The organism is Azospira restricta (assembly GCF_016858125.1).
Classification (GTDB): Bacteria; Pseudomonadota; Gammaproteobacteria; order Burkholderiales; family Rhodocyclaceae; genus Proximibacter; species Proximibacter restrictus.
In genome coordinates, this window is the sequence record NZ_CP064781.1 from 1,724,762 (window position 1) to 1,744,607 (window position 19,846).

The following is a 19,846-nucleotide window of genomic DNA, read 5'->3' on the forward strand; positions in this document are numbered from 1 at the left end:
GCAGCGGTGCGGCTTTGCGGGGCGGTCGGGCCGCGCCGGCGCCGCGAAATGGCGCCGCCGGAACGAAAAGCGCGGCCGGCGTGGGAAAATAGCGCCCCGCGAGCCGTTCGCCAGGGAGAAACCGCAATGACCGAAATCGAAGAACTGAAGGTGCGCACGCGCATCGCCGACGCCGAGCTGCAGCTGATCGAGCGCCTGCGCTGGGGGATCGCCGTCCTCTCGGCGATGTATCTGGAAGCCGCGATCTTCCACGACTGGACCTGGCCGGCGGTGATCGGGATCGGCGTGCTGGCGGGCGCCAATTACTGGCACCGCAAGCGCTACGACGCGGCCTGGGACGCCTACGAGAAGGCCTCCGGCACCGGCAAGTTCGCGGCGCCGACGCCGGGGCAATGAGCGCCGGCGCGCCCGCCCGCGGGCCGGCGGAATCCCGCTGAGATGGCGGCGGCCCTCGTCTTCCTCGCCGGCAGCACACTGCTCGCGTGGTTTTCGCGCAAGCCGCTGCGCCGGCCGGGCAGCCACGGCTTCTACCGCTTCTTCGCCTGGGAGTGCATCCTCGCGCTGGCGGTGGTGAACCACACGCCGTGGGGCTCGGCGCGGCTGTCACCGCTGCAGCTGGTGTCGTGGACGCTGCTCGCGGCCAGCGTCGGCCTCGTCGCCGTCGGCGCGGCGACGCTGCTCCGCCGCGGCGGCGCCGACACCGCCCGCGACGACGCCGCGCTCTACGCCTGGGAGAAGACCGGGACGCTGGTCACCGGCGGCATCTTCGCCTACATCCGCCACCCGATGTACGCCTCGCTGCTGGCGCTGACCTGGGGCTTCTTCTTCCAGCTGCCGAACTGGCCGGCGGCCGGCATCGCCGTTGCCGGCAGCGTTCTCCTCTACGTCACCGCGCGCCGCGACGAGCAGGAGTGCCGCGCCCACTTCGGCGCGGCGTACGACGCCTACCGGCAGCGCACGCGGATGTTCGTTCCCTTCCTGTTCTGATCCTGCCGTCGCGCTACTCGGCGACGACCGCGGTGCCGCTCGCCGACACCATCAGCATGCCGTTCCGCTCGCCCATCACCTCGTAGTCGAGGTCGATACCGACGACGGCGTTGGCGCCGGTCTCCTGCGCCCGTTCGGCCAGCTCCTTCAGCGCGATGTCGCGGGCGCGCTGCAGTTCCTTCTCGTAGGTGCCGGAACGACCGCCGACCAGGTCGCGGATGCCGGCGAACAGGTCCTTGAAGATGTTCGCGCCGAGGATCGCCTCGCCGGCGACGACGCCGCAGTAGCGCACGATGCGCTTGCCTTCGATGGTCGGGGTGGTGGTCAGCAGCATGGGAGGCTCCTTTCGCGATGCGCGTTGGTCGTGCCGCCGATTATGTCCGGAAGCGGCCGGGTCGATGTTTTTATTGCGGATTTTGTAGTTGTCTGGCAACCTTATAACACGATCTATCCTGCCCGTTTTTACGCCCGACCGACCATGAAAAAAATCCGCAGCCTGCTCGTCGCCAACCGTTCCGAGATCGCCATCCGCGTGCTCCGCGCCGCGTCCGAGATGGGCATCCGCACTGTCGCCATCTTCTCCAACGAGGATCGCTTCGCGCTGCACCGTTTCAAGGCCGACGAATCCTACCTGGTCGGCGCCGGCAAGAAACCGATCCAGGCCTACCTCGACATCGACGACATCATCCGCATCGCCAAGGAGGCCGGGGTCGACGCGATCCACCCGGGCTACGGCTTCCTCTCCGAGAATCCGGATTTCGCCGACGCCTGCGCCGCCGCCGGCATCGCCTTCATCGGGCCGAAGGGCGACGTCATGCGCACGCTCGGCAACAAGGTCTCGGCGCGTGAACTGGCCGAACAGGCCGGGGTGCCGGTGGTGCCGGCGACCGGCGCGCTGCCGCACGACCTGGACAAGGCGAAGAAGCTGGCCGCCGAGGTCGGCTACCCGCTGATGCTGAAGGCGAGCTGGGGCGGCGGCGGCCGCGGCATGCGCGTGATCGAGAGCGAGGCCGAGCTCGGGCCGCTGATGGAAGTGGCGCGGCGCGAGGCGCTGGCCGCCTTCGGCAACGACGAGGTCTATCTGGAAAAACTGGTGCGCCGCGCCCGCCACGTCGAAGTGCAGGTGCTCGGCGACACGCACGGCCGGCGCGTGCACCTGTTCGAGCGCGACTGCTCGGTGCAGCGGCGCAACCAGAAAGTCGTCGAGCGCGCGCCGGCGCCCTACCTCGACGAGGCGACGCGCGCCGAGCTGTGTGCCTCGGCGCTGAAGCTCGCCGACGCGGCGAACTACACGCACGCCGGCACCGTCGAGTTCCTGATGGATGCAGACACCGGCCGCTTCTACTTCATCGAGGTGAACCCGCGCATCCAGGTCGAGCACACCGTCACCGAGCAGGTCACCGGCGTCGACATCGTCAAGGCGCAGATCCGCATCACCGAGGGCGCGAAGATCGGCGACGAGGATTCCTACGTGCCGCGGCAGCAGGACATCGCCTTGAAGGGCCACGCGCTGCAGTGCCGCGTCACCACCGAGGACCCGGAGAACGCGTTCACGCCGGACTACGGCAAGATCGCCGTGTACCGCTCCGCCGCCGGCTTCGGCATCCGGCTCGACGCCGGCACCGCCTACTCCGGCGCGGTGATCACGCCGTACTACGACTCGCTGCTGGTGAAAGTCACCGCCTGGGGCCACACCGCCGACGAGGCGGCGGCGCGCATGGACCGGGCGCTGCGCGAATTCCGCGTGCGCGGGCTGACCACCAACCTGCAGTTCCTGGAAAACGTCATCGCCCACCCGCAATTCCGCTCGGGCGAGTGCATCACCCGCTTCATCGACGAGACGCCGGAGCTGTTCCAGTTCCAGAAGCGGCGCGACCGCGCCACCCGCCTCTTGAAGTTCCTCGGCGAAGTGGCGGTGAACGGCAACCCGGAGATGAAGGGCAGGAAGCTGCCCGAGCTGCCGTTCTCGCGGCCGATCAAGCCGGACTTCAGCCTCGCCGCGCCGATTCCGAAAGGCTCCCGCGACCGGCTGCAGGAGCTCGGCGCCGCGAAATTCTCGCAGTGGATGAAGGCGCAGCCGCAGGTGCTGCTGACCGACACGACGATGCGCGACGCGCACCAGTCGCTGTTCGCGACGCGCATGCGCAGCGACGACATGCTGGCCATCGCGCCGTACTACGCGCGCCTGGCGCCGCAGCTCTTCTCGCTCGAATGCTGGGGCGGCGCCACCTTCGACGTGGCGCTGCGCTTCCTCAAGGAAGACCCGTGGGCGCGCCTCGCGCGGCTGCGCGAAGCGGTGCCGAACGTGCTCTTCCAGATGCTCTTGCGCGCCTCGAACGCCGTCGGCTACACCAACTACAGCGACAACGTCGTCCGCTACTTCGTGCAGCAGGCGGCGAAGGAGGGCATCGACGTCTTCCGCGTCTTCGACTCGCTGAACTGGGTCGACAACATGCGCGTCGCGATGGACGCGGTGATCGAGACCGGCGCCTTGTGCGAAGGCACCATCTGCTACACCGGCGACCTGTTCGACGCGAAGCGGCCGAAGTACAGCCTGAAGTACTACGTCGACCTGGCCAGGCAGCTGGAGAAGGCCGGCGCCCACATCATCGGCATCAAGGACATGGCCGGCGTCTGCAAGCCTCGCGCCGCGCGCGAGCTGGTCAGGGCGCTGAAGCAGGAGGTCGGCCTGCCGCTGCACTTCCACACGCACGACACCAGCGGCATCGCCGCCGCCTCGGTGTTGGCCGCGGTCGAGGCCGGAGTCGATGCCGTCGACGGCGCGCTCGACGCGATGAGCGGGCTCACCTCGCAGCCCAACCTCGGCTCGATCGCCGCCGCCCTGCAAGGCTCCGAGCGCGACCCCGGCGTCGACCTGCCGGCGCTGGAGGCGCTGTCGCACTACTGGGAAGGCGTGCGCCGCTACTACGCGCCGTTCGAGGCCGACATCCGCTCGGGAACGTCGGACGTCTACAACCACGAGATGCCCGGCGGCCAATACACCAACCTGCGCGAGCAGGCGCGCGCGATGGGCCTGGAGCACCGCTGGCCGGAAGTGTCGAAGGCCTACGCCGACGTGAACATCCTGTTCGGCGACATCGTCAAGGTCACGCCGACCTCGAAGGTGGTCGGCGACATGGCGCTGTTCATGGTCGCCAACGACCTGAAGCCGGCCGACGTCGCCAACCCCGAGCGCGAGATCGCCTTCCCCGAGTCGGTGATCTCGCTGTTCAAGGGCGAGCTCGGCTTCCCGGCCGACGGCTTCCCGAAGGACCTGGAGAAGAAGGTGCTCAAGGGTGAGGCGCCGCTCGCCGGCCGCGCCGGCGACTTCCTGCCGGAAGTGGATCTCGAAGCGAAGCGGCGCGAGGCGGAAGCTGCGATCGGCCGCCAGTTGAGCGACACCGACCTCGCCTCCTACCTGATGTACCCGAAGGTCTTCCGCGACTACGCCGAGCACCGCCGCCAGTACGGCGACGTCTCGCTGCTGCCGACCTCGCCGTTCTTCTACGGGCTGCGCGACCGCGAGGAGATCGCCGTCGACATCGACAAGGGCAAGACGCTGATCATCCGCCAGACCGGCCGTTCGGACACCGCCGACGAGGAGGGCAAGGTCAAGGTCTTCTTCGAGCTGAACGGCCAGCCGCGCACGGTGCGCGTGCCGAAGGCCGGCGCCGCCGCCGGCCGCGGCCGGCCGAAGGCCGACGAGGGCAACGCCGGCCACGTCGGCGCACCGATGCCGGGCAGCGTCGTCACCGTCGCGGTGAAGGCCGGGCAGAAGGTCCGGAAGGGCGACCCGCTGCTGTCGATCGAGGCGATGAAGATGGAGACGATGCTGACCGCCGAGCGCGACGCGACGGTGCGCGCGCTGCACGTGAAGCCGGGCGAGGCGGTGAACGCGAAGGACCTGCTGCTTGAGATTGATTGACGCACGCGTCACAATCCGGGCACAAAACAACGCGAGGAGGCGTGGATGGGAACCTTCAGAGAGCTTTACGACTGGAACGAGCGCACCTTCTGGAATTCGCTGAGCAAGAAACTGTCGAGCTTCCTGCTGCTGTTCGTCATCGACCTCGGCTACCTCTACATCTACCTCGGCCAGAAGAGCTACATCAACGCGCAGCTCGCCGCCGGCGGCGTCCCCGCCGAACTGGCGGCGCGCATCAACGGTTCGCTCGACGGCGGACTGACGGTGCTGCTGTCGCTGACCGCGTTCGCGCTGGCGTGGAACGTCGGCCAGGTGCTCTACCTGCGCCACCTGATCCTGCGCCCGGTGCGCTCGGTGATCGACACCTTCAGGAAGATCGCCGCCGGCGCCGGCGACTTCTCGCACGACATGCAGCCGATGTCGCACGACGAGTTCCGCGAGCTGGCCGAGAGCTACAACCAGTTCGCCGAGAAGATGCGGCAGATCATCAGCGAGATCCGCAAGGCGAGCATCGAGATCGCGCGCGAGGCGGTGCAGGTCAAGGCGCGCGTCGACGAGACCGGCAAGCGCGCGCGTCAGCAGGGCGAGATGACCGAGCTGGTGTTCACCGCCAGCACCGAGGCGACGCAGGCGATCGACGAGGTTTCGCGCAGCACGCAGGTGATCTCCGACTCGACCCACACCAACCTCGAGAGCGCCCGCGTCTCGCTGCGCGAGATGCAGGAGATCTCGAGCAAGATCAACACCGTCGGCGAGAAGGTGCTGCGCTTCAACCAGACCGTCGACGACCTCTCGCAGCGCTCGGCGTCGATCAACCAGATCGCCGCGCTGATCCGCGAGGTCGCCGACCAGACCAACCTGCTGGCGCTGAACGCGGCGATCGAGGCGGCGCGCGCCGGCGAGGCCGGCCGCGGCTTCGCGGTCGTCGCCGACGAGGTCAGGAAGCTGGCCGAGCGCGTCACCGTGGCCTCGACCGAGATCACCGGCAACATCGAAAAGATGCTGTCGCTGGTCGGCAGCACGCGCGCCGAGAACGTCGAGATCAACGCCGACGTGCAGCAGACGCGCGAGGTCGTCGGCCGCTCGGCCGAGCACTTCGAGACGATGGTGGTCGACTTCGAGCGCACCGGCGAGCAGCTGCTGCACATCGCCAGCGCGATGGAGGAGCTGTCCTCGACCAACGGCCAGGTGCACGAGAACGTCAGCCACATCCACCAGCTGTCCGGCGAGGTCGCCCGCTACATGGCCGACTCCGAGGAGCGCACCAACGGGCTGGCGAAGGCCACCGAGGGCGTGCAGGAGCTGGTCTCGCGCTTCAAGATCGGGCACGGCGCCTTCGACCTCGCCGTCGACAAGTCGCGCGTGCTGCGCGACGCGATCCAGGCGCAGCTGGAGGAGATGCAGCGCGCCGGCATCGACGTCTTCGACCGCAACTACCAGCCCTTCGGCAACTGCAAGCCGCCCAAGTACAAGGTCGGCTGGGGCGACGAATACACGCGGCGCTGCCAGCAGTTCCTCGAAACCTGCCTGGCCGCGGTGCCCGGCTGCGCCTACGCGGTGGCGGTGAACACCGACGGCTACCTGTCGGCGCACAACCTCAAGTTCTCCAAGCCGCTGACCGGCGACCAGGCCGTCGACCTGGTCGGCAACCGCACCTGTCGCAAGTTCGAGAACCCGGGCGAGCTGCGCGCGGCGAAGAACACGCAGCCGGTGCTGGTGCGCACCTACGTCCGCGACACCGGCGAGCTGCTCTGCGACATCGCGCTGCCGATCCACATCGGCGGCCGGCTGTGGGGCAACGTCCGCGTCGGCTGCGTGTCGGAGGCGCTGCTGGAGGGCTGAGCGGGGCGCCGGCCGCCGCCGGCCGGCGATCCCGTCCGGGTTGATCCACGTCAAGGCCGGGGGGCGGCGGCTGACTTCTAATACGCCTACGCCAATCAAGGCTTTCCCCGATGGTCCGCTGATGTTTCGTATATCCCAGTACATGGCCGAGATCGCGTCGCCGACGCCGCTCGGGCCGAAGCGCAATCCGCCGGGTCCGGTGGTGATCTGGAATCTGATCCGCCGCTGCAACCTGACCTGCAAGCACTGCTACTCGATCTCCGCCGACAAGGATTTCCCCGGCGAACTGACGACCGACGAGATCTACGGCGTGATGGACGACCTCAAGGCCTTCCGCGTGCCGGTGCTGATCCTCTCCGGCGGCGAGCCGCTCTTGCGTCCGGACATCTTCGACATCGCCAAACGCGCCAAGGCCAAGGGCTTCTACGTCGGCCTGTCGTCGAACGGCACGCTGATCGACGATGCGAACATCGACCGCATCGCCGAATGCAACTTCGACTACGTCGGCGTCTCGCTCGACGGCATCAAGGAGACGCACGACAGGTTCCGCCGCATGGACGGTGCCTTCGAGGCGTCGCTCGCCGGCATCCGCCGCTGCCGCGACCTCGGGCTGAAGATCGGCGTCCGCTTCACGATGACGCAGGACAACGCGCACGACCTGCCGGGCCTGCTCAAGCTGGTCGAGGACGAAGGCATCGACCGCTTCTACTTCTCGCACCTGAACTACGCCGGCCGCGGCAACAAGAACCGCAAGGACGACGCCCGCCACCAGCTGACGCGCTGGGCGATGGACCTGCTCTTCGACACCTGCTGGGAGTACCAGCAGCGCGGCCTCGCCAAGGAATTCACCACCGGCAACAACGACGCCGACGGCGTCTATTTCCTGCACTGGGTGCAGCGGCGCTTCCCGGAGCGCGCCGCGCACGTGGAGGCCAAGCTGCGCCAGTGGGGCGGCAACTCGTCGGGGGTGAACGTCGCCAACATCGACAACCTCGGCAACGTGCACCCGGACACCATGTGGTGGCACCACACGCTCGGCAACGTCCGCCAGCGGCCGTTCTCGCAGATCTGGCCGGATGTCTCCGACCCGCTGATGGCCGGGCTGAAGCAGCACCCGCGCGCGGTCAAGGGCCGCTGCGGCGAATGCCGGTACCTCGAGATCTGCAACGGCAATACGCGCGTGCGCGCGCAGCAGCTGACCGGAGACCCGTGGGCCGAGGATCCCGGCTGCTACCTCGCCGACGACGAGATCGGCGTCGTCTCGTCGGGCGAACGCCTGACCGTCACCCCCTATACGAGAATCAACAGGAGCGCCTGATGAACTGGGAGCAACTGGCCCGCCGCTGGCTGCCGGCGGCCTATCTGGCCGTCTTTCTTTCCGGCCTGGCCTCGTTCGCCGAAGCGAACGATGCGCAAGCGCTGTACAAGGAACACTGCCTGGCCTGCCACGGCGAGAACCGCCTCGGCGGCGTCGGACCGGCGCTGTTGCCGGAGAACCTGGAGCGGTTGAGGAAGCCGGAAGCGGCCAAGGTCATCCGCGACAGCCGGCCGGCGACGCAGATGCCGGCCTTCGCCGACAAGCTCAGCGCCGAGCAGATCCAGGCGCTGACCGACTTCATCTACACCAAGGTGACGCCGGCGCCGGTCTGGGGCGAGGCCGAGATCAAGGCCTCGCAGGTCGTCGACCAGGCCGCGCTCGACCTGCCGCACCAGCCGTCGGCGGCGTTGACGGGCGCCGACCCGATGAACCTGTTCATCGTCGTCGAGACCGGCGACCACCACGTGTCGGTGCTCGACGGCGACAAGCTCGAGCGCCTGCACCGCTTCCCCAGCCGCTACGCGCTGCACGGCGGCCCGAAGTACTCGCCGGACGGGCGCTTCGTCTACTTCGCGTCGCGCGACGGCTGGATCACCAAATACGACCTGTGGAACCTGAAGGTCGTCGCCGAGATCCGCGCCGGGCTGAACACGCGCAACGCCGCGGTGTCGGGCGACGGCAAGTGGGTGATGGTCGCCAACTACCTGCCGCACACGCTGGTCGTGCTCGATGCGAAGGACCTGTCGCTGACCAAGATCATCCCGGTGGTCAACGCCAAGGGCGACAAGACCTCGCGCGTCTCCGCGGTCTACGACGCCTCGCCGCGGAAGAGCTTCGTCGCCGCGCTGAAGGACGTGCCCGAGGTCTGGGAGATCAGCTACGACCCGCAGGCCGAGCCGGTCGCCGAAGGCCTGGTGCACGACTTCCAGTACAAGGAGGGCGACTTCAAGCCGGGCTTCTTCTACCCGCGCCGCACGCTGTTGAAGGACTACCTCGACGACTTCTTCTTCACCCAGAGCTACGACGAGATCCTCGGCGCTTCGCGCTCGGCGACCAAGGGCCAGGTGATCTACCTCGACGGCCGCAAGAAGGTCGCCGACCTCGACCTGCCGGGCATGCCGCACCTCGGCTCGGGCATCACCTGGAAGTGGACCGACCCGGCCGGCAAGGAGCGCACGGTGATGGCCTCGCCGAACCTGAACGAGGGCCTGATCACGGTGATCGACCTGAAGACCTTCGAGAACGTGAAGCAGATCCCGACGCGCGGCCCCGGCTTCTTCATGCGCAGCCACGAGAACAGCCGCTACGCCTTCACCGACTCGATGATGAGCAAGGAGCACAAGAACAAGCTGCAGGTGATCGACAAGCAGACGCTGGCGATGGTCAAGGAGATCGAGGCGCCGGCCGGGCAGACGCTGGCCCACGTCGAGTTCACCCGGGACGGTCGCTACGCGCTGGCCAGCCTGTGGGAACAGGACGGCGCGCTGGTGGTGATCGACATGCAGACGCTGGCCGAGGTGAAGCGCATCCCGGCGAAGAAGCCGGTCGGCAAGTACAACGTCTGGAACAAGATCACGCGCTCGGAAGGCACCAGCCACTGAGTCACGGACGACGCGACGAACCCCGCGGGGCGGATCGGGTGTTACGATCCGCCCTGTTTTTTTGCCCCCGACGGATTCTCGATGGCGCGCATCATCCTGCTCAACAAGCCCTACGGCTACCTCAGCCAGTTCACGCCGGAAGGCCGCTGGCAGGGGCTGAAGGCGCTGCTGCCGGTGCCCGGCGTCTATGTCGCCGGGCGGCTCGACGCCGACAGCGAGGGCCTGCTGCTGCTCACCGACGACGGCAGCCTGCAGGCGCGCGTCGCCGATCCGAAGCACAAGCTGGCGAAGACTTACTGGGTACAGGTCGAGGGTGAGCCGGACGAGGCGGCGCTGGAACAGTTGCGTTGCGGCGTGCGCTACGCCGACTTCACGACCCAGCCCTGCGCCGTGCGCCGCATTCCCGAGCCGGAGAACCTGTGGCCGCGCGAGCCGCCGATCCGCTTCCGCCAGTCGATCCCGACCGCCTGGCTGGAGATCGTGCTGCGCGAAGGCAAGAACCGGCAGCTGCGGCGGATGACCGCGCACGTCGGCTTTCCCACGCTGCGCCTGATCCGCTATGCTGTCGGCGCTGCGACCCTGGAGGGACTGGCGCCGGGCGACTGGCGCGAGTTCGGGGGCGGCTACGCCGAGCTGGCGGGCCGTGGGGTCCGGCGATAACTCATAGCAAAGGAAAGGGATCACCGATGAAGACATTCCCGATGCTCGTCGCCGCGGCCTTCGCGGTCGTCTCCTTCGGCGCGCTGGCGGTGCCGAAGGCGGCCGAGACGCCGGACGGCGCGGTCGTGCCCGGTGCCGCCAACGCGCCGGCGCCGAAGCTTGCCGCCAAGAAGGCGGCGAAGAAACCGGCGAAGAAGCCGGTCGTGAAGAAGGCCAAGAAGAAGATGTGATTTTCCCGGTCGCCACCGGAAAGGCAGGGGGCCTCCCTGCCTTTTTCGTTGCCGGCCGACGTCCGAGAGGTTGTCGATGTTCCGAGTTTTCCTGATCGCCGCCGCGCTGCTCGCCGGCCCGGCCGCCGCCGAGCTGCCGCGGGTCGCGCTGACCGCCGGCTTCCACCGCATCGAGGCCGAGGTCGCGGCGACGCCGGACGCGCGCGCGCAGGGGCTGATGCACCGCCGCGCGCTGGCGCCGAACCAGGGAATGATCTTCGTCTTCCCGGCGACGGCGACGCACTGCTTCTGGATGCGCAACACGCCGCTGCCGCTGTCGATCGCCTTCCTCGACGAAAGCGGGCGGATCATCAATGTCGACGAGATGGCGCCGCTGACCGAGAACAATCACTGCCCGCAGCGGCCGGCGCGCTTCGCGCTGGAAATGAACGCCGGCTGGTTCGCCGCCAAGGGGCTGACGACGGGCGCCGCGATCGGCGGCATCGACCGGCTGCCGCCGGGCCGCTGAGCGGGGCGTCGCGATGTCCGGCTGGCAGTGCCGCCCGCGCGGCGGCATCGCGCCTGCGCTGCGCGACTGGCTGTGCGAGCCGGGCTCGCTGACCGCGCGCCTGAAGCGCCGCGGCGCCTTCCGCATCGAACTCCTGCGCCAGGAACTGCGCCACGCCAACGCCGACGAATGCGCGGCGCTCGGCATCCGTCCGCGCACGCCGTGCTGGGTGCGCGAAGTGGCGCTGTACTGCGACGCGCAGCCGGCGATCTTCGCCCACACCGTGCTGCCGGCGGCGCCGCAGGGCGTGCTCGGCCGCTGGTTCGCGCGCCTCGGCACGCGTTCGCTCGGCTCGCTGCTGTTCGCGCATCCCGGCTTCGTCCGCGGCGGGCTGGCCTTCGCCCGGATCGACGCGCGCCATCCGCTGTTCGCGGCGGCCGTCGCCGCGCTCGGCCGGCCGCCGGCGGGCTTTCACGCGCGCCGTTGCACGCACCGCTTCGGCCGGCAGACGGTGCTTGTCACCGAAGTCTTTTCGCCGCGACTCGGCAGCCGGTAAGCGTGCAGGGGGCCGCGGATGCCCGAGGGAGAGCATCCGCGGACGGCTCGCGCGGATGGTCGCGACTCACGGCGCGCCACCCGCTTCGAGCTGGTGCGGCCGCGGCTCAGTGCGCGCGGCCGGCGTCGTCGACGACGCGCAGGCGAACGCCGCCGCTGCGCGCCAGCGCGGCGAGCGGGTCGGTCAGCGGCAGCAGCTTGCCCTGCCGCGCCGGCACCGCGATCTCGTCGCAGCCGGTCTCCTCGGCGATGCGTGCCAGTTCGCGCGCGAGCGGTCCGAGCGCGAACACCGTGCGCACGACGATGCCGGCGGCGCGCAGCGGCGCGGCGACCTCGTCCATCGCGGCGGCGGCGCCGGCGGCGAGGAAGTCGGCAACCTCGGCGCGCGTGCGCAGGCGCAGCACGTCGGCGCGCACCTCGTCGTCGCCGACGCAGGCGAGCACGACCTCGACCCGGCGTCCGCGCGCCGCCTCGGCGAGCGCGTAGCGCACGCCGTTCTCGCCGCGGCTGCCGAAGGCGACCGGGACCAGCACGCGCAGCGCGGGCAGTGCCGGCGGGTATTCCTGCTTCTCGTTCATCCTCGACCTCCTTGCCGGTGCGTGGAAATGGAAAGGGCGGCGCCGCGGCGTCGCTCAGTGCAGGTAATAGAAGAGCAGGTAGGCGAGCAGCATCAGCATCGTCCACAGCGCCATGGCGCCGGTCGGGCGGCTGCGCAGGAGCAGTCCGCCGGGGCGCCGCTGACGTTCGATGTCGCTGCCGACGGCGCTGCCGACCTCGCGCAGCGCCTGCCGCAGGCCGTCGCCGAGGCCGCGCAGCAGGCGGCCGCCGGCGCGGCAGAGGCCGGCCAGCGCGACGCGGTACACCCAGTCGACGTCGAGCGTGATCGTCAGCGTCCGCTTCAGCCAGGGCAGCATCACGAAGAAGGCGAGCCCGGAGAAGAGCAAGAGCTGCAGCTGCGTCAGCACGTGCGCGCCGGTGTAGGGGACGTAGTCGACGGCGTACGGGAGCAGCGCGTAGAGCGGCTCCGGCCAGACGCCGAGCGCGATGCAGATGAACGAGAAGGCGATCATCGCCCAGCGCATCGACGCCGGCGGGTCGGCCGGGCGCAGGCCGGAGTCCTTCTGGAAGAAGACGAACCACGGGAACTTGATGCCGGCGTGCAGGAAGACGCCGGCCGAGGCGGCGGCGAGCGCCAGCCAGACCCACAGCAGCTGGCCGTCGATCGCCGCCTGCGTCACCATCGACTTGGAGATGAAGCCCGAGGTGAGCGGGAACGAGGAAATCGCCAGCGCGCCGATGCTGCCGCAGATCGTCGTCACCGGCATGCTGTGGAACAGCCCGCCCAGCTCCGAGCACTTGCGGCGGCCGGTGGCGGCGAGCACGGCGCCGGCCGACATCAGCAGCAGCGCCTTGTAGACGATGTGCGAGAAGGCGTGCGCGGCGGCGCCGTTGAGCGCCATCTCGGTGCCGATGCCGATGCCGGCGACCATGAAGCCGACCTGGTTCACGATCGAGTAGGCGAGGATGCGCCGCATGTCGTTCTCGAGCAGCGCATAGACGATGCCGTAGAAGATCATGAACAGGCCGATCCAGATCAGGAATTCGGTGCCGGGGAAGCCGCGCAGCAGCACGTAGACCGCGGTCTTGGTGGTGAACGCCGAGAGGAAGACGCTGCCGCTCCACGAGGCTTCCGGGTAGGCGTCGGGCAGCCAGGCCGACAGCGGCGGCGCGCCGGCGTTGATCAGGAAGCCGATCAGGATCAGCCAGTGCGCCACCGAATCCGGCGCCATGCGCGTGAAGGTCGCGTCGCCGGTGTCGAGCAGGTGGCCGGCGACGCCGGCGAAGAGGAGGACGCCGCCGAGCAGGTGGATGGCGACGTAACGGCGGCTGGCGGCGAACGCCCCGCTCGTGCCGCCGGCCCACAGCACCAGCGTCGAGCCGACCGCCATCAGTTCCCAGCAGACGAAGACGGTGACGAGGTCGCCGGCGAGGGTGACGCCGACCGCCGAGCCGGCATAGACGAAGGCCGCCGGAATCTCCAGCCGGCTCTTCTGGCCGAGCGCGAAGAGGCCGCCGCCGAGCGCCATCAACAGGAAGATCGTCGCGAACAGGCGGGAGAGCTTGTCCACGGCCAGCGGCGCCAGCTCGTAGCCGAGCCAGTGCGCGCTCCACAGCGTGCCCTCCGGCAGCCGCCACAGGCAATAGAGCGCCAGCAGCGGCAGGCCGAGGATCGCCGCGCTGCGCGCGTTGCCCTTCAGGAAGGGCAGCAGGAAGGCGCCGAGGACGAGGACCAGGCCGGGGTGGAAGAAGAGATCAGCCATGCTCGTCCTCCGCCTTGCCGTAGTAGCTGTCGGGGCGCTTGAGCAGCAGGCCGAGCGCTTTGGCGCCGACGATCATCGCCGCGCAGGCGGCGAAGCCGTACCAGGCGTGGAAGCCGAACAGCGCCTCGACCGCGAAGTGCGGGTGCAGGTGCACGAAGGGTTCGGCGATCACCGTCAGCGCCAGCACGGCGAGGAAGCCGCGCCACAGCGTCTTCACGTTCTCCGGGCGGTCGAGCCAGTGGCTCCGCAGCGTCTCTTTGTCCATCAGGAAGCTCCGAGCATCTGCCGCGCCAGCGCCAGCGGCACGTCCGGCCAGAAGAAGAGGGCGATCGTGGCGGCCGCGGTCAGCGTCAGCGCGATCACCGCCGGCAGCGGCGCCTCGCCGTGCGGATGGGCCTCGGCGTCGGCCGGCAGCGGCCGGAAGAAGGCGCGCCAGACGATGGGCAGGAAGTAGCCGGCGTTCAGCAGCGTGCTGGCGGCGATCACGGCCAGCGCCAGCCAGTGTTCGCCGGCCATCGCGCCGGAGACCATGAACCACTTGGAGACGAAGCCGGCCGCCGGCGGCAGGCCGATCATCGACAGCGCGCCGATGGCGAAGGCGCCCATCGTCCACGGCATGCGCCGGCCGATGCCGTCGAGCTGGCTGACCTCGGTCTTGTGCGCGGCGGTGTAGATCGATCCGGCGGCGAAGAACAGCGTGATCTTGCCGAGCGCGTGCGCGGCGACGTGCAGCGCGGCGCCGACCAGCGACAGCGGCGCCAGCACGGCGGCGGCGAGCACCACGTAGGAGAGCTGGCTGATCGTCGAGTAGGCCAGCCGGCGCTTCAGGTTGTCGGCCGAGAGCGCGACCACCGAGGCGGCGACGATGGTAAAGCCGGCGACGCCGGCGAGCCAGGCGGTGTGGCCGGCGAGCGCGTCCGGACCGAAGACGAAGACGGCCACCTTCAGCACCGAGAAGACGCCGGCCTTGACCACCGCCACCGCGTGCAGCAGCGCGGAGACCGGCGTCGGCGCCACCATCGCGGCGGGCAGCCAGCGGTGGAAGGGCATCAGCGCCGCCTTGCCGATGCCGAACATGTAGAGCACGAGCAGCCCGCTGACGGCAGCGCCGGAAACGTCGGCGGGCAGGATGCCGCCCGGGCGGAAGTCGGTGGTGCCGGCGAGGTGCCAGGTGAAGATCAGCGCCGGCAAGAGGAACATCACCGAGGTGCCGATCAGCACGCCGAGGTAGACGCGGCCGCCCTGCCTCGCCTTGTCGCTGCCGTGGTGCGTGACCAGCGGGTAGGTGATCAGCGTCAGCAGCTCGTAGAAGACGAAGAGCGTGAACACGTTGCCGGCGAAGGCGATGCCGATCGCCGCGCACAGCGCCAGCGCGAAGCAGACGTAGAAGCGTGTCTGGTGCGCCTCGTCGTTGCCGCGCATGTAGCCGATCGAGTACAGCGAATTGACGATCCACAGCCCGGAGGCGACCAGCGCGAAGAGCATGCCGAGCGGCTCGACGCGGAAGGCGAGGGCCAGCCCGGGCAGCACCTCGAACAGCGTCAGCTGCGGCCGCTCGCCGGCGAGCACGCCGGGCAGCAGCGCGAGCACGCAGGCGAAGAGGACGGCGGCGGTGGTCAGTGTCACGCCCTCGCGCAGGTTCGGCGTACGGTACGCGGCGGCGATGCCGGCGGCACCCAGCGCGGGCACGCCGAGGCCGGCGAGGATCAGGGCGCCGCTCATCGCTGCATCCCCAGCAGTTGCGCGGCGGCGGCGCCGGCCGAGCCGACGGTGAACGAGGTGTCGAGGCCGAAATACACCGTCGCCGCGACCAGCAGCCCGGCCGGGATCTGCAGCGACAGCGGGATCCTGCGCGCCGTCGCCAGGTCGGCGCGCGGCTCGCGGAAGCAGGCGATCTCGACGAAACGCCAGACATAGACGACGGCCAGCAGCGAGCTGGCGACGATCGCCATCACCAGCCACCACTGGCCCTGTTCGAGGGCCGCCAGCACCAGGTACCACTTGCTGACGAAGCCGGCGGTGCCCGGCACGCCGATCAGCGACAGGCCGCCGAGGACGATGCCGAAGGTCGTCACCGGCATCGCCTTGCCGATGCCGGCGAGCCGCGACAGGTGGGTGCCGCCGGCGACGACGACCAGGCAGCCGGCGAGCATGAACAGCGCCGCCTTGGTCAGGCCGTGGTTGAACAGGTGCACGACGGTCGCGGTCAGCCCGCTCTCGGAGCCGAAGGAGAGGCCGAGCGTGATGTAGCCGATCTGGGCGACGCTGGAATAGGCGAAGACGCGCTTCAGGTCGTCCTGGAAGACGGCCATCGCCGAGGCGACGAACATCGCCGCCAGCGACAGCAGCAGCATGATCTCCGGCAGCGGCAGGTGGTCGAAGACCAGGCTCTCGCCGAAGACCGAGAAGTAGAAGCGCAAGAGCACGTAGACCGAGACCTTGGTCGCCGTCGCCGCGAGGAAGGCCGACACCGCCGACGGCGCGTAGGTGTAGGCGTTCGGCAGCCACTGGTGCAGCGGGAACAGCGCCAGCTTCAGGCAGATGCCGACGGTGAGGAAGGCGAGCGCGGCGAGCACCGGCCGGGTGCCGGCGACCTGCGGCAGGCGGGCGCCGATGTCGGCGAGGTTCAGCGTGCCGGTCGACAGGTAGAGCAGGCCGACGCCGATGACGATGAAGGTGGCGCCGATGGTGCCCATGATCAGGTACTGGTAGGCGGCGACCAGCGCGCGCCGGTCGCGGCCGAGCGCGATCAGCACGTAGGTCGACAGCGACGACACTTCGAGGAAGACGAAGACGTTGAAGGCGTCGCCGGTGATCGTGATGCCCAAGAGGCCGGTCAGGCACAGCGCGAACATCGCGTAGAACAGGTAGTGCTGCTCCTTCGGGATCTCGCGCGCGACGCTCTGCCGGCAGTAGGGCAGGACGACCGCGGCCATGCCCGAGACGAGCACCAGCACGAAGGCGGACAGGCGGTCGACGCGCAGCTCGATGCCCCACGGCGCCGGCCAGCTGCCGATCGCATAGGAGACGACGGCGCCGGCGCCGGTCTGCTGCCAGAGACCGAGCGCGACGGCGAAGGCCGCCCAGGCGACGGCGGTGACCAGCACGAAGGCGGCGTTGCCGCTGCGCATGAGGACGGCGACCGGCGCCGCCAGCAGCGGCAGCACGACCTGGAGTGCCGGCAGATGCGCCGGCAGGTGGGCGGCGAGGCTCATCGCGCGTCCGCCGCGTGGTCGGCGAGGTCGGCAGCCAGGATCTCGTCCTCCTCGATGCTGCCGTAGGTCTCGCGGATGCGCACGACCAGCGCCAGCCCGAGCGCCAGCGTGGCGACGCCGACGACGATGGCGGTCAGGATCAGCACGTGCGGCAGCGGGCTGGAATAGACCTTGAAGCCCTCGGCGAGGATCGGCGCGGTGCCGCCGATCAGCTTGCCCGGCGCGATGTAGAGCAGGTACACCGAGGTCTGGAAGATGCCCAGCCCGACCAGCTTCTTGATCAGGTTGCCGCGGGCGATGACGATGAACAGCCCGGCGACCATCAGGAAGATCGTCACCCAGTAGCTGAAGTGGCTGGCCAGGCTCATGCGTCCTCCGCGGCCTCGTCGCGGCCGCGCGCCGCGAACATGTAGAAGATCTTCAGCATGACGCCGGAGACGGTGACGGCGACGCCGACCTCGACCCAGAAGATGCCGCGCTGCTGCCCGTACACCGGGTCGCCGCTGAGCACGAAGTAGTCGAGGAAGTTGCCGCCGAGCAGCAGGCCGGCGATGCCGACGCCGGCGTAGATCAGCACGCCGGCGGCGAGCATGGTCTCGACCAGCGGCTCGGGGACGATGCGCCGCGTCGCGGCGAGGCCGAAGATCAGCGCGTGCAGCACGACCGCGGCGGCGGCGATGACGCCGGCCTGGAAGCCGCCGCCGGGGCCGAAGTCGCCGTGGAACTGGACGTACAGCGCGAAGAGCAGGATGAACGGGATCAGCAGCTTGGCGATCACGCGCAGCACGAGGTCGTTCTTCATCGTGCGCTCCGGTCCTGGTCGGCGTCGGCGGCGTCGCGCTTCTTGCGCCGGCGCAGCAGCGCGATGACGCCGGCGCCGGCGGTGAACACCACGGTCGTCTCGCCGAGCGTGTCGTAGCCGCGGTAGCTGGCGAGCACGGCGGTGACGACGTTGGGGACGCCGGTCTCCTCCAGTACCGCGTTCAGGTAGCGCGGCTCGACGTGCGTGCGGATCGGCGACTGCGGGTCGGAGAAGGCGGGCAGGCCGAGCGTGCCGTAGACCAGCACGGCGCCGGTGCCGGCGGCGACCGCGAGCGGCAGCCACGGGCGCTGCGCCGGCTTCGCCTCCTCCGCCTTGCACAGGTGCAGCGCGCCGAGCAGCAGCACCGTGGACACGCCGGCGCCGACCGCGGCCTCGGTCATCGCCACGTCGACGGCGTCGAGCGCGACGAGCACGGTGGCCATCAGGAAGCTGTAGATGCCGCCGAGGACGACGACCGCGAACAGGTTGCGGCTGCGCGCCAGGATGAGCACGGTGGCGACCATCGTCGCCAGCAGCACGTTGATGATCAGGGTTTCGATGATGCGTCCTCCCGCTCGGCGAGGCGCGGCGCCAGGCCGCGCAGCAGCGCTGCGCGCGCCAGCGCGTGGCTGGCGGCCGGGCTGGCGAAGAAGATCAGCAGGCCGATCATCAGCAGCTTGGCGGCGACCAGCGTGAAGCCTGCCTGCAGCATCAGGCCGAGCAGGATCAGGCCGGCGCCGAGCGTCTCGACGACGCTGGCGGCGTGCATGCGGGTGTAGAAGTCGGGCATGCGGACGAGGCCGATGCCGCCGACGATGCAGAAAAAGCCGCCAGCGCAGAGGAGGGTCCAGCTGGCGAGGTCGAGCAGGAAGGTCATCGCCGGGCCTTCCCCTCGGCCCCGCCGGCGTCGGCATCGCCCGGTCCGTCGCCGGGGTCGCCGAGGTCGCCCTGGCGGAAGAACTTGAGCACGGCGATGACGCCGATCACGTTGAGCAGGCCGTAGACCAGCGCCAGGTCGAGGAACTCGGGGCGGCCGCCGAGGAAGCCGAGCACCGCCAGCAGCAGCATCGCGCAGGTGCCGATGGTGTTGGCCGCCTGCAGGCGATCGAACACCGACGGGCCGAGCGCGGCACGGACCAGCGCCAGCAGCAGCGTGGCGAGCAGCGCGAGGCCGGCGGCGGCGAACATCAGCGGCCCTCCAGCGCCGCCACGCGGCGGTCCATCTCGCTGCCGGCCAGCCCGGCGGCGCCGTCGCGCGTCAGCGCGTGTACCAGGAATTCGCCGGCTGCGACCTCGACGGCGATGGTGCCCGGCGTCAGCGTGATCGAGTTGGCGTGGATGACCAGCCCGAGGTCGCTCCGCTGCAGCGGCGCGAAGCGGGCGAGCGTCGGCGAGATCGGCAGCGCCGGGTCGAGGATGCGCTTGGTCACGTCCCACGCCGACTTGACGATCTCCTTCAGCAGCCACGGCCAGTAGGTGAGCAGCGCCGGCAGCGCGAGATGCGCCGGGTGGCCCTCGCGGTCGATCACCGCCATGCGCCGGGCGAAGGCGATCACCGCCAGCGTCGACGCGGCGCCGGCGCCCAGCAGGAAGCCGGTGAAATAGCCCGACAGCAGGAGCCAGAAGGCGTAGAGGGCGGCGAAGGCGCTCAGGAAGTGAAGCACGGCAGCTTGTCTCGAGTATTGGGTGTCGTCGCGGGCGCTTCGTCCCGCTGCGGCCGCAGGGGCCGTAGTGGCAAATGTTAGGGAACTGGCCGGCGCCTGGATATTCGGGCTCCTGCGTACGGAAAGCGCGGCGGCCGACGGCCGGCGCGCCGGTGCCGCAGGCGAGCAGCAACGGCGGCTTCCGCGTGGCATACGGGAAACGCGTACGGACGCGGGCCAATTCCGCTGCGCCGCCGGCG

The 19,846-nt window shown here is 69.7% G+C and carries 22 protein-coding genes; 10 read left to right on the forward strand and 12 right to left on the reverse strand.

Going from position 1 to position 19,846, the window contains the following annotated elements; all coding sequences use genetic code 11:
- Positions 1-126 precede the first annotated feature (126 nt).
- Together IWH25_RS08455 and IWH25_RS08460 are read left to right on the forward strand one after the other, a co-directional pair.
- Entirely contained in the window at positions 127-396 is a 270-nt protein-coding gene (locus IWH25_RS08455) for a hypothetical protein (RefSeq protein WP_203388864.1), read from the forward strand.
- A 42-nt stretch (positions 397-438) separates the two neighbouring features.
- A complete protein-coding gene (locus IWH25_RS08460) occupies positions 439-987 on the forward strand; it encodes a methyltransferase family protein (protein ID WP_203388865.1) in 549 nt (182 codons plus the stop codon).
- A 13-nt stretch (positions 988-1,000) separates the two neighbouring features.
- Here the strand turns inward: IWH25_RS08460 and IWH25_RS08465 are convergent, their stop codons facing one another.
- Positions 1,001-1,321: a heavy metal-binding domain-containing protein gene (locus IWH25_RS08465; RefSeq protein WP_203388866.1), complete on the reverse strand. Its 321-nt coding sequence runs from the start codon at positions 1,319-1,321 to the stop codon at positions 1,001-1,003.
- Positions 1,322-1,465: 144 nt separating this feature from the next.
- Between IWH25_RS08465 and IWH25_RS08470 the strand changes: the two genes are divergently transcribed.
- From IWH25_RS08470 to IWH25_RS08505, 8 genes are all read left to right on the forward strand, one after another.
- Positions 1,466-4,912 carry a pyruvate carboxylase gene (locus IWH25_RS08470; RefSeq protein ID WP_203388867.1) on the forward strand — a complete coding sequence of 1,149 codons (3,447 nt, stop codon included), beginning with the start codon at positions 1,466-1,468 and terminating at the stop codon, positions 4,910-4,912.
- A 45-nt stretch (positions 4,913-4,957) separates the two neighbouring features.
- Positions 4,958-6,754, forward strand: coding sequence for a methyl-accepting chemotaxis protein (locus tag IWH25_RS08475; RefSeq protein ID WP_203388868.1), 1,797 nt, complete (start codon positions 4,958-4,960; stop codon positions 6,752-6,754).
- 121 nt (positions 6,755-6,875) lie between these two features.
- Positions 6,876-8,072: a heme d1 biosynthesis radical SAM protein NirJ gene (nirJ, locus tag IWH25_RS08480; protein WP_203388869.1), complete on the forward strand. Its 1,197-nt coding sequence runs from the start codon at positions 6,876-6,878 to the stop codon at positions 8,070-8,072.
- Entirely contained in the window at positions 8,072-9,673 is a 1,602-nt protein-coding gene (locus IWH25_RS08485) for a nitrite reductase (protein ID WP_203388870.1), read from the forward strand. The genes nirJ and IWH25_RS08485 overlap by 1 nt, the downstream gene beginning before the upstream one ends.
- 81 nt (positions 9,674-9,754) lie before the next feature.
- A complete protein-coding gene (locus IWH25_RS08490) occupies positions 9,755-10,333 on the forward strand; it encodes a pseudouridine synthase (protein WP_203388871.1) in 579 nt (192 codons plus the stop codon).
- A 26-nt stretch (positions 10,334-10,359) separates the two neighbouring features.
- Positions 10,360-10,563, forward strand: coding sequence for a hypothetical protein (locus IWH25_RS08495; protein ID WP_203388872.1), 204 nt, complete (start codon positions 10,360-10,362; stop codon positions 10,561-10,563).
- A gap of 76 nt (positions 10,564-10,639) precedes the next feature.
- The gene (locus IWH25_RS08500; protein WP_203388873.1) at positions 10,640-11,071 is read left to right on the forward strand and encodes a DUF192 domain-containing protein; all 432 of its coding nucleotides are present in this window, start codon (positions 10,640-10,642) and stop codon (positions 11,069-11,071) included.
- Positions 11,072-11,084: 13 nt separating this feature from the next.
- The gene (locus tag IWH25_RS08505) at positions 11,085-11,606 is read left to right on the forward strand and encodes a chorismate--pyruvate lyase family protein (protein WP_203388874.1); all 522 of its coding nucleotides are present in this window, start codon (positions 11,085-11,087) and stop codon (positions 11,604-11,606) included.
- 106 nt (positions 11,607-11,712) lie between these two features.
- Here the strand turns inward: IWH25_RS08505 and IWH25_RS08510 are convergent, their stop codons facing one another.
- Genes IWH25_RS08510 through IWH25_RS08560 form a run of 11 tightly spaced genes read right to left on the reverse strand, consistent with a single transcriptional unit; the run spans position 11,713 to position 19,607 of the window.
- Positions 11,713-12,183: a universal stress protein gene (locus IWH25_RS08510; RefSeq protein ID WP_203388875.1), complete on the reverse strand. Its 471-nt coding sequence runs from the start codon at positions 12,181-12,183 to the stop codon at positions 11,713-11,715.
- Between the two features lie 54 nt (positions 12,184-12,237).
- The gene (locus tag IWH25_RS08515) at positions 12,238-13,926 is read right to left on the reverse strand and encodes a Na(+)/H(+) antiporter subunit D (RefSeq protein WP_203388876.1); all 1,689 of its coding nucleotides are present in this window, start codon (positions 13,924-13,926) and stop codon (positions 12,238-12,240) included.
- Complete coding sequence (locus tag IWH25_RS08520; RefSeq protein ID WP_203388877.1) at positions 13,919-14,191, reverse strand: hypothetical protein; 273 nt, start codon at positions 14,189-14,191, stop codon at positions 13,919-13,921. The genes IWH25_RS08515 and IWH25_RS08520 overlap by 8 nt, the downstream gene beginning before the upstream one ends.
- The gene (locus tag IWH25_RS08525) at positions 14,191-15,648 is read right to left on the reverse strand and encodes a proton-conducting transporter transmembrane domain-containing protein (RefSeq protein WP_203388878.1); all 1,458 of its coding nucleotides are present in this window, start codon (positions 15,646-15,648) and stop codon (positions 14,191-14,193) included. Before IWH25_RS08525 ends, IWH25_RS08520 begins: the two co-directional genes overlap by 1 nt.
- Positions 15,645-17,141: a monovalent cation/H+ antiporter subunit D family protein gene (locus IWH25_RS08530; protein WP_203388879.1), complete on the reverse strand. Its 1,497-nt coding sequence runs from the start codon at positions 17,139-17,141 to the stop codon at positions 15,645-15,647. Before IWH25_RS08530 ends, IWH25_RS08525 begins: the two co-directional genes overlap by 4 nt.
- Positions 17,138-17,509: a cation:proton antiporter subunit C gene (locus IWH25_RS08535; protein ID WP_203388880.1), complete on the reverse strand. Its 372-nt coding sequence runs from the start codon at positions 17,507-17,509 to the stop codon at positions 17,138-17,140. Before IWH25_RS08535 ends, IWH25_RS08530 begins: the two co-directional genes overlap by 4 nt.
- Positions 17,506-17,943, reverse strand: a complete 438-nt coding sequence (locus IWH25_RS08540) for a Na(+)/H(+) antiporter subunit B (RefSeq protein ID WP_203388881.1) — start codon at positions 17,941-17,943, stop codon at positions 17,506-17,508. The genes IWH25_RS08535 and IWH25_RS08540 overlap by 4 nt, the downstream gene beginning before the upstream one ends.
- On the reverse strand, positions 17,940-18,482 hold the full coding sequence (locus IWH25_RS08545) for a DUF4040 domain-containing protein (RefSeq protein ID WP_203388882.1): 543 nt from the start codon (positions 18,480-18,482) through the stop codon (positions 17,940-17,942). The genes IWH25_RS08540 and IWH25_RS08545 overlap by 4 nt, the downstream gene beginning before the upstream one ends.
- A gap of 8 nt (positions 18,483-18,490) precedes the next feature.
- The gene (gene mnhG, locus IWH25_RS08550) at positions 18,491-18,820 is read right to left on the reverse strand and encodes a monovalent cation/H(+) antiporter subunit G (RefSeq protein WP_203388883.1); all 330 of its coding nucleotides are present in this window, start codon (positions 18,818-18,820) and stop codon (positions 18,491-18,493) included.
- A complete protein-coding gene (locus tag IWH25_RS08555) occupies positions 18,817-19,131 on the reverse strand; it encodes an MrpF/PhaF family protein (RefSeq protein ID WP_203388884.1) in 315 nt (104 codons plus the stop codon). Before IWH25_RS08555 ends, mnhG begins: the two co-directional genes overlap by 4 nt.
- Positions 19,131-19,607 (reverse strand): Na+/H+ antiporter subunit E, encoded by a 477-nt coding sequence (locus IWH25_RS08560; protein WP_203388885.1) that lies wholly within the window; start codon positions 19,605-19,607, stop codon positions 19,131-19,133. Before IWH25_RS08560 ends, IWH25_RS08555 begins: the two co-directional genes overlap by 1 nt.
- Between the last annotated feature and the right edge of the window lie 239 nt (positions 19,608-19,846).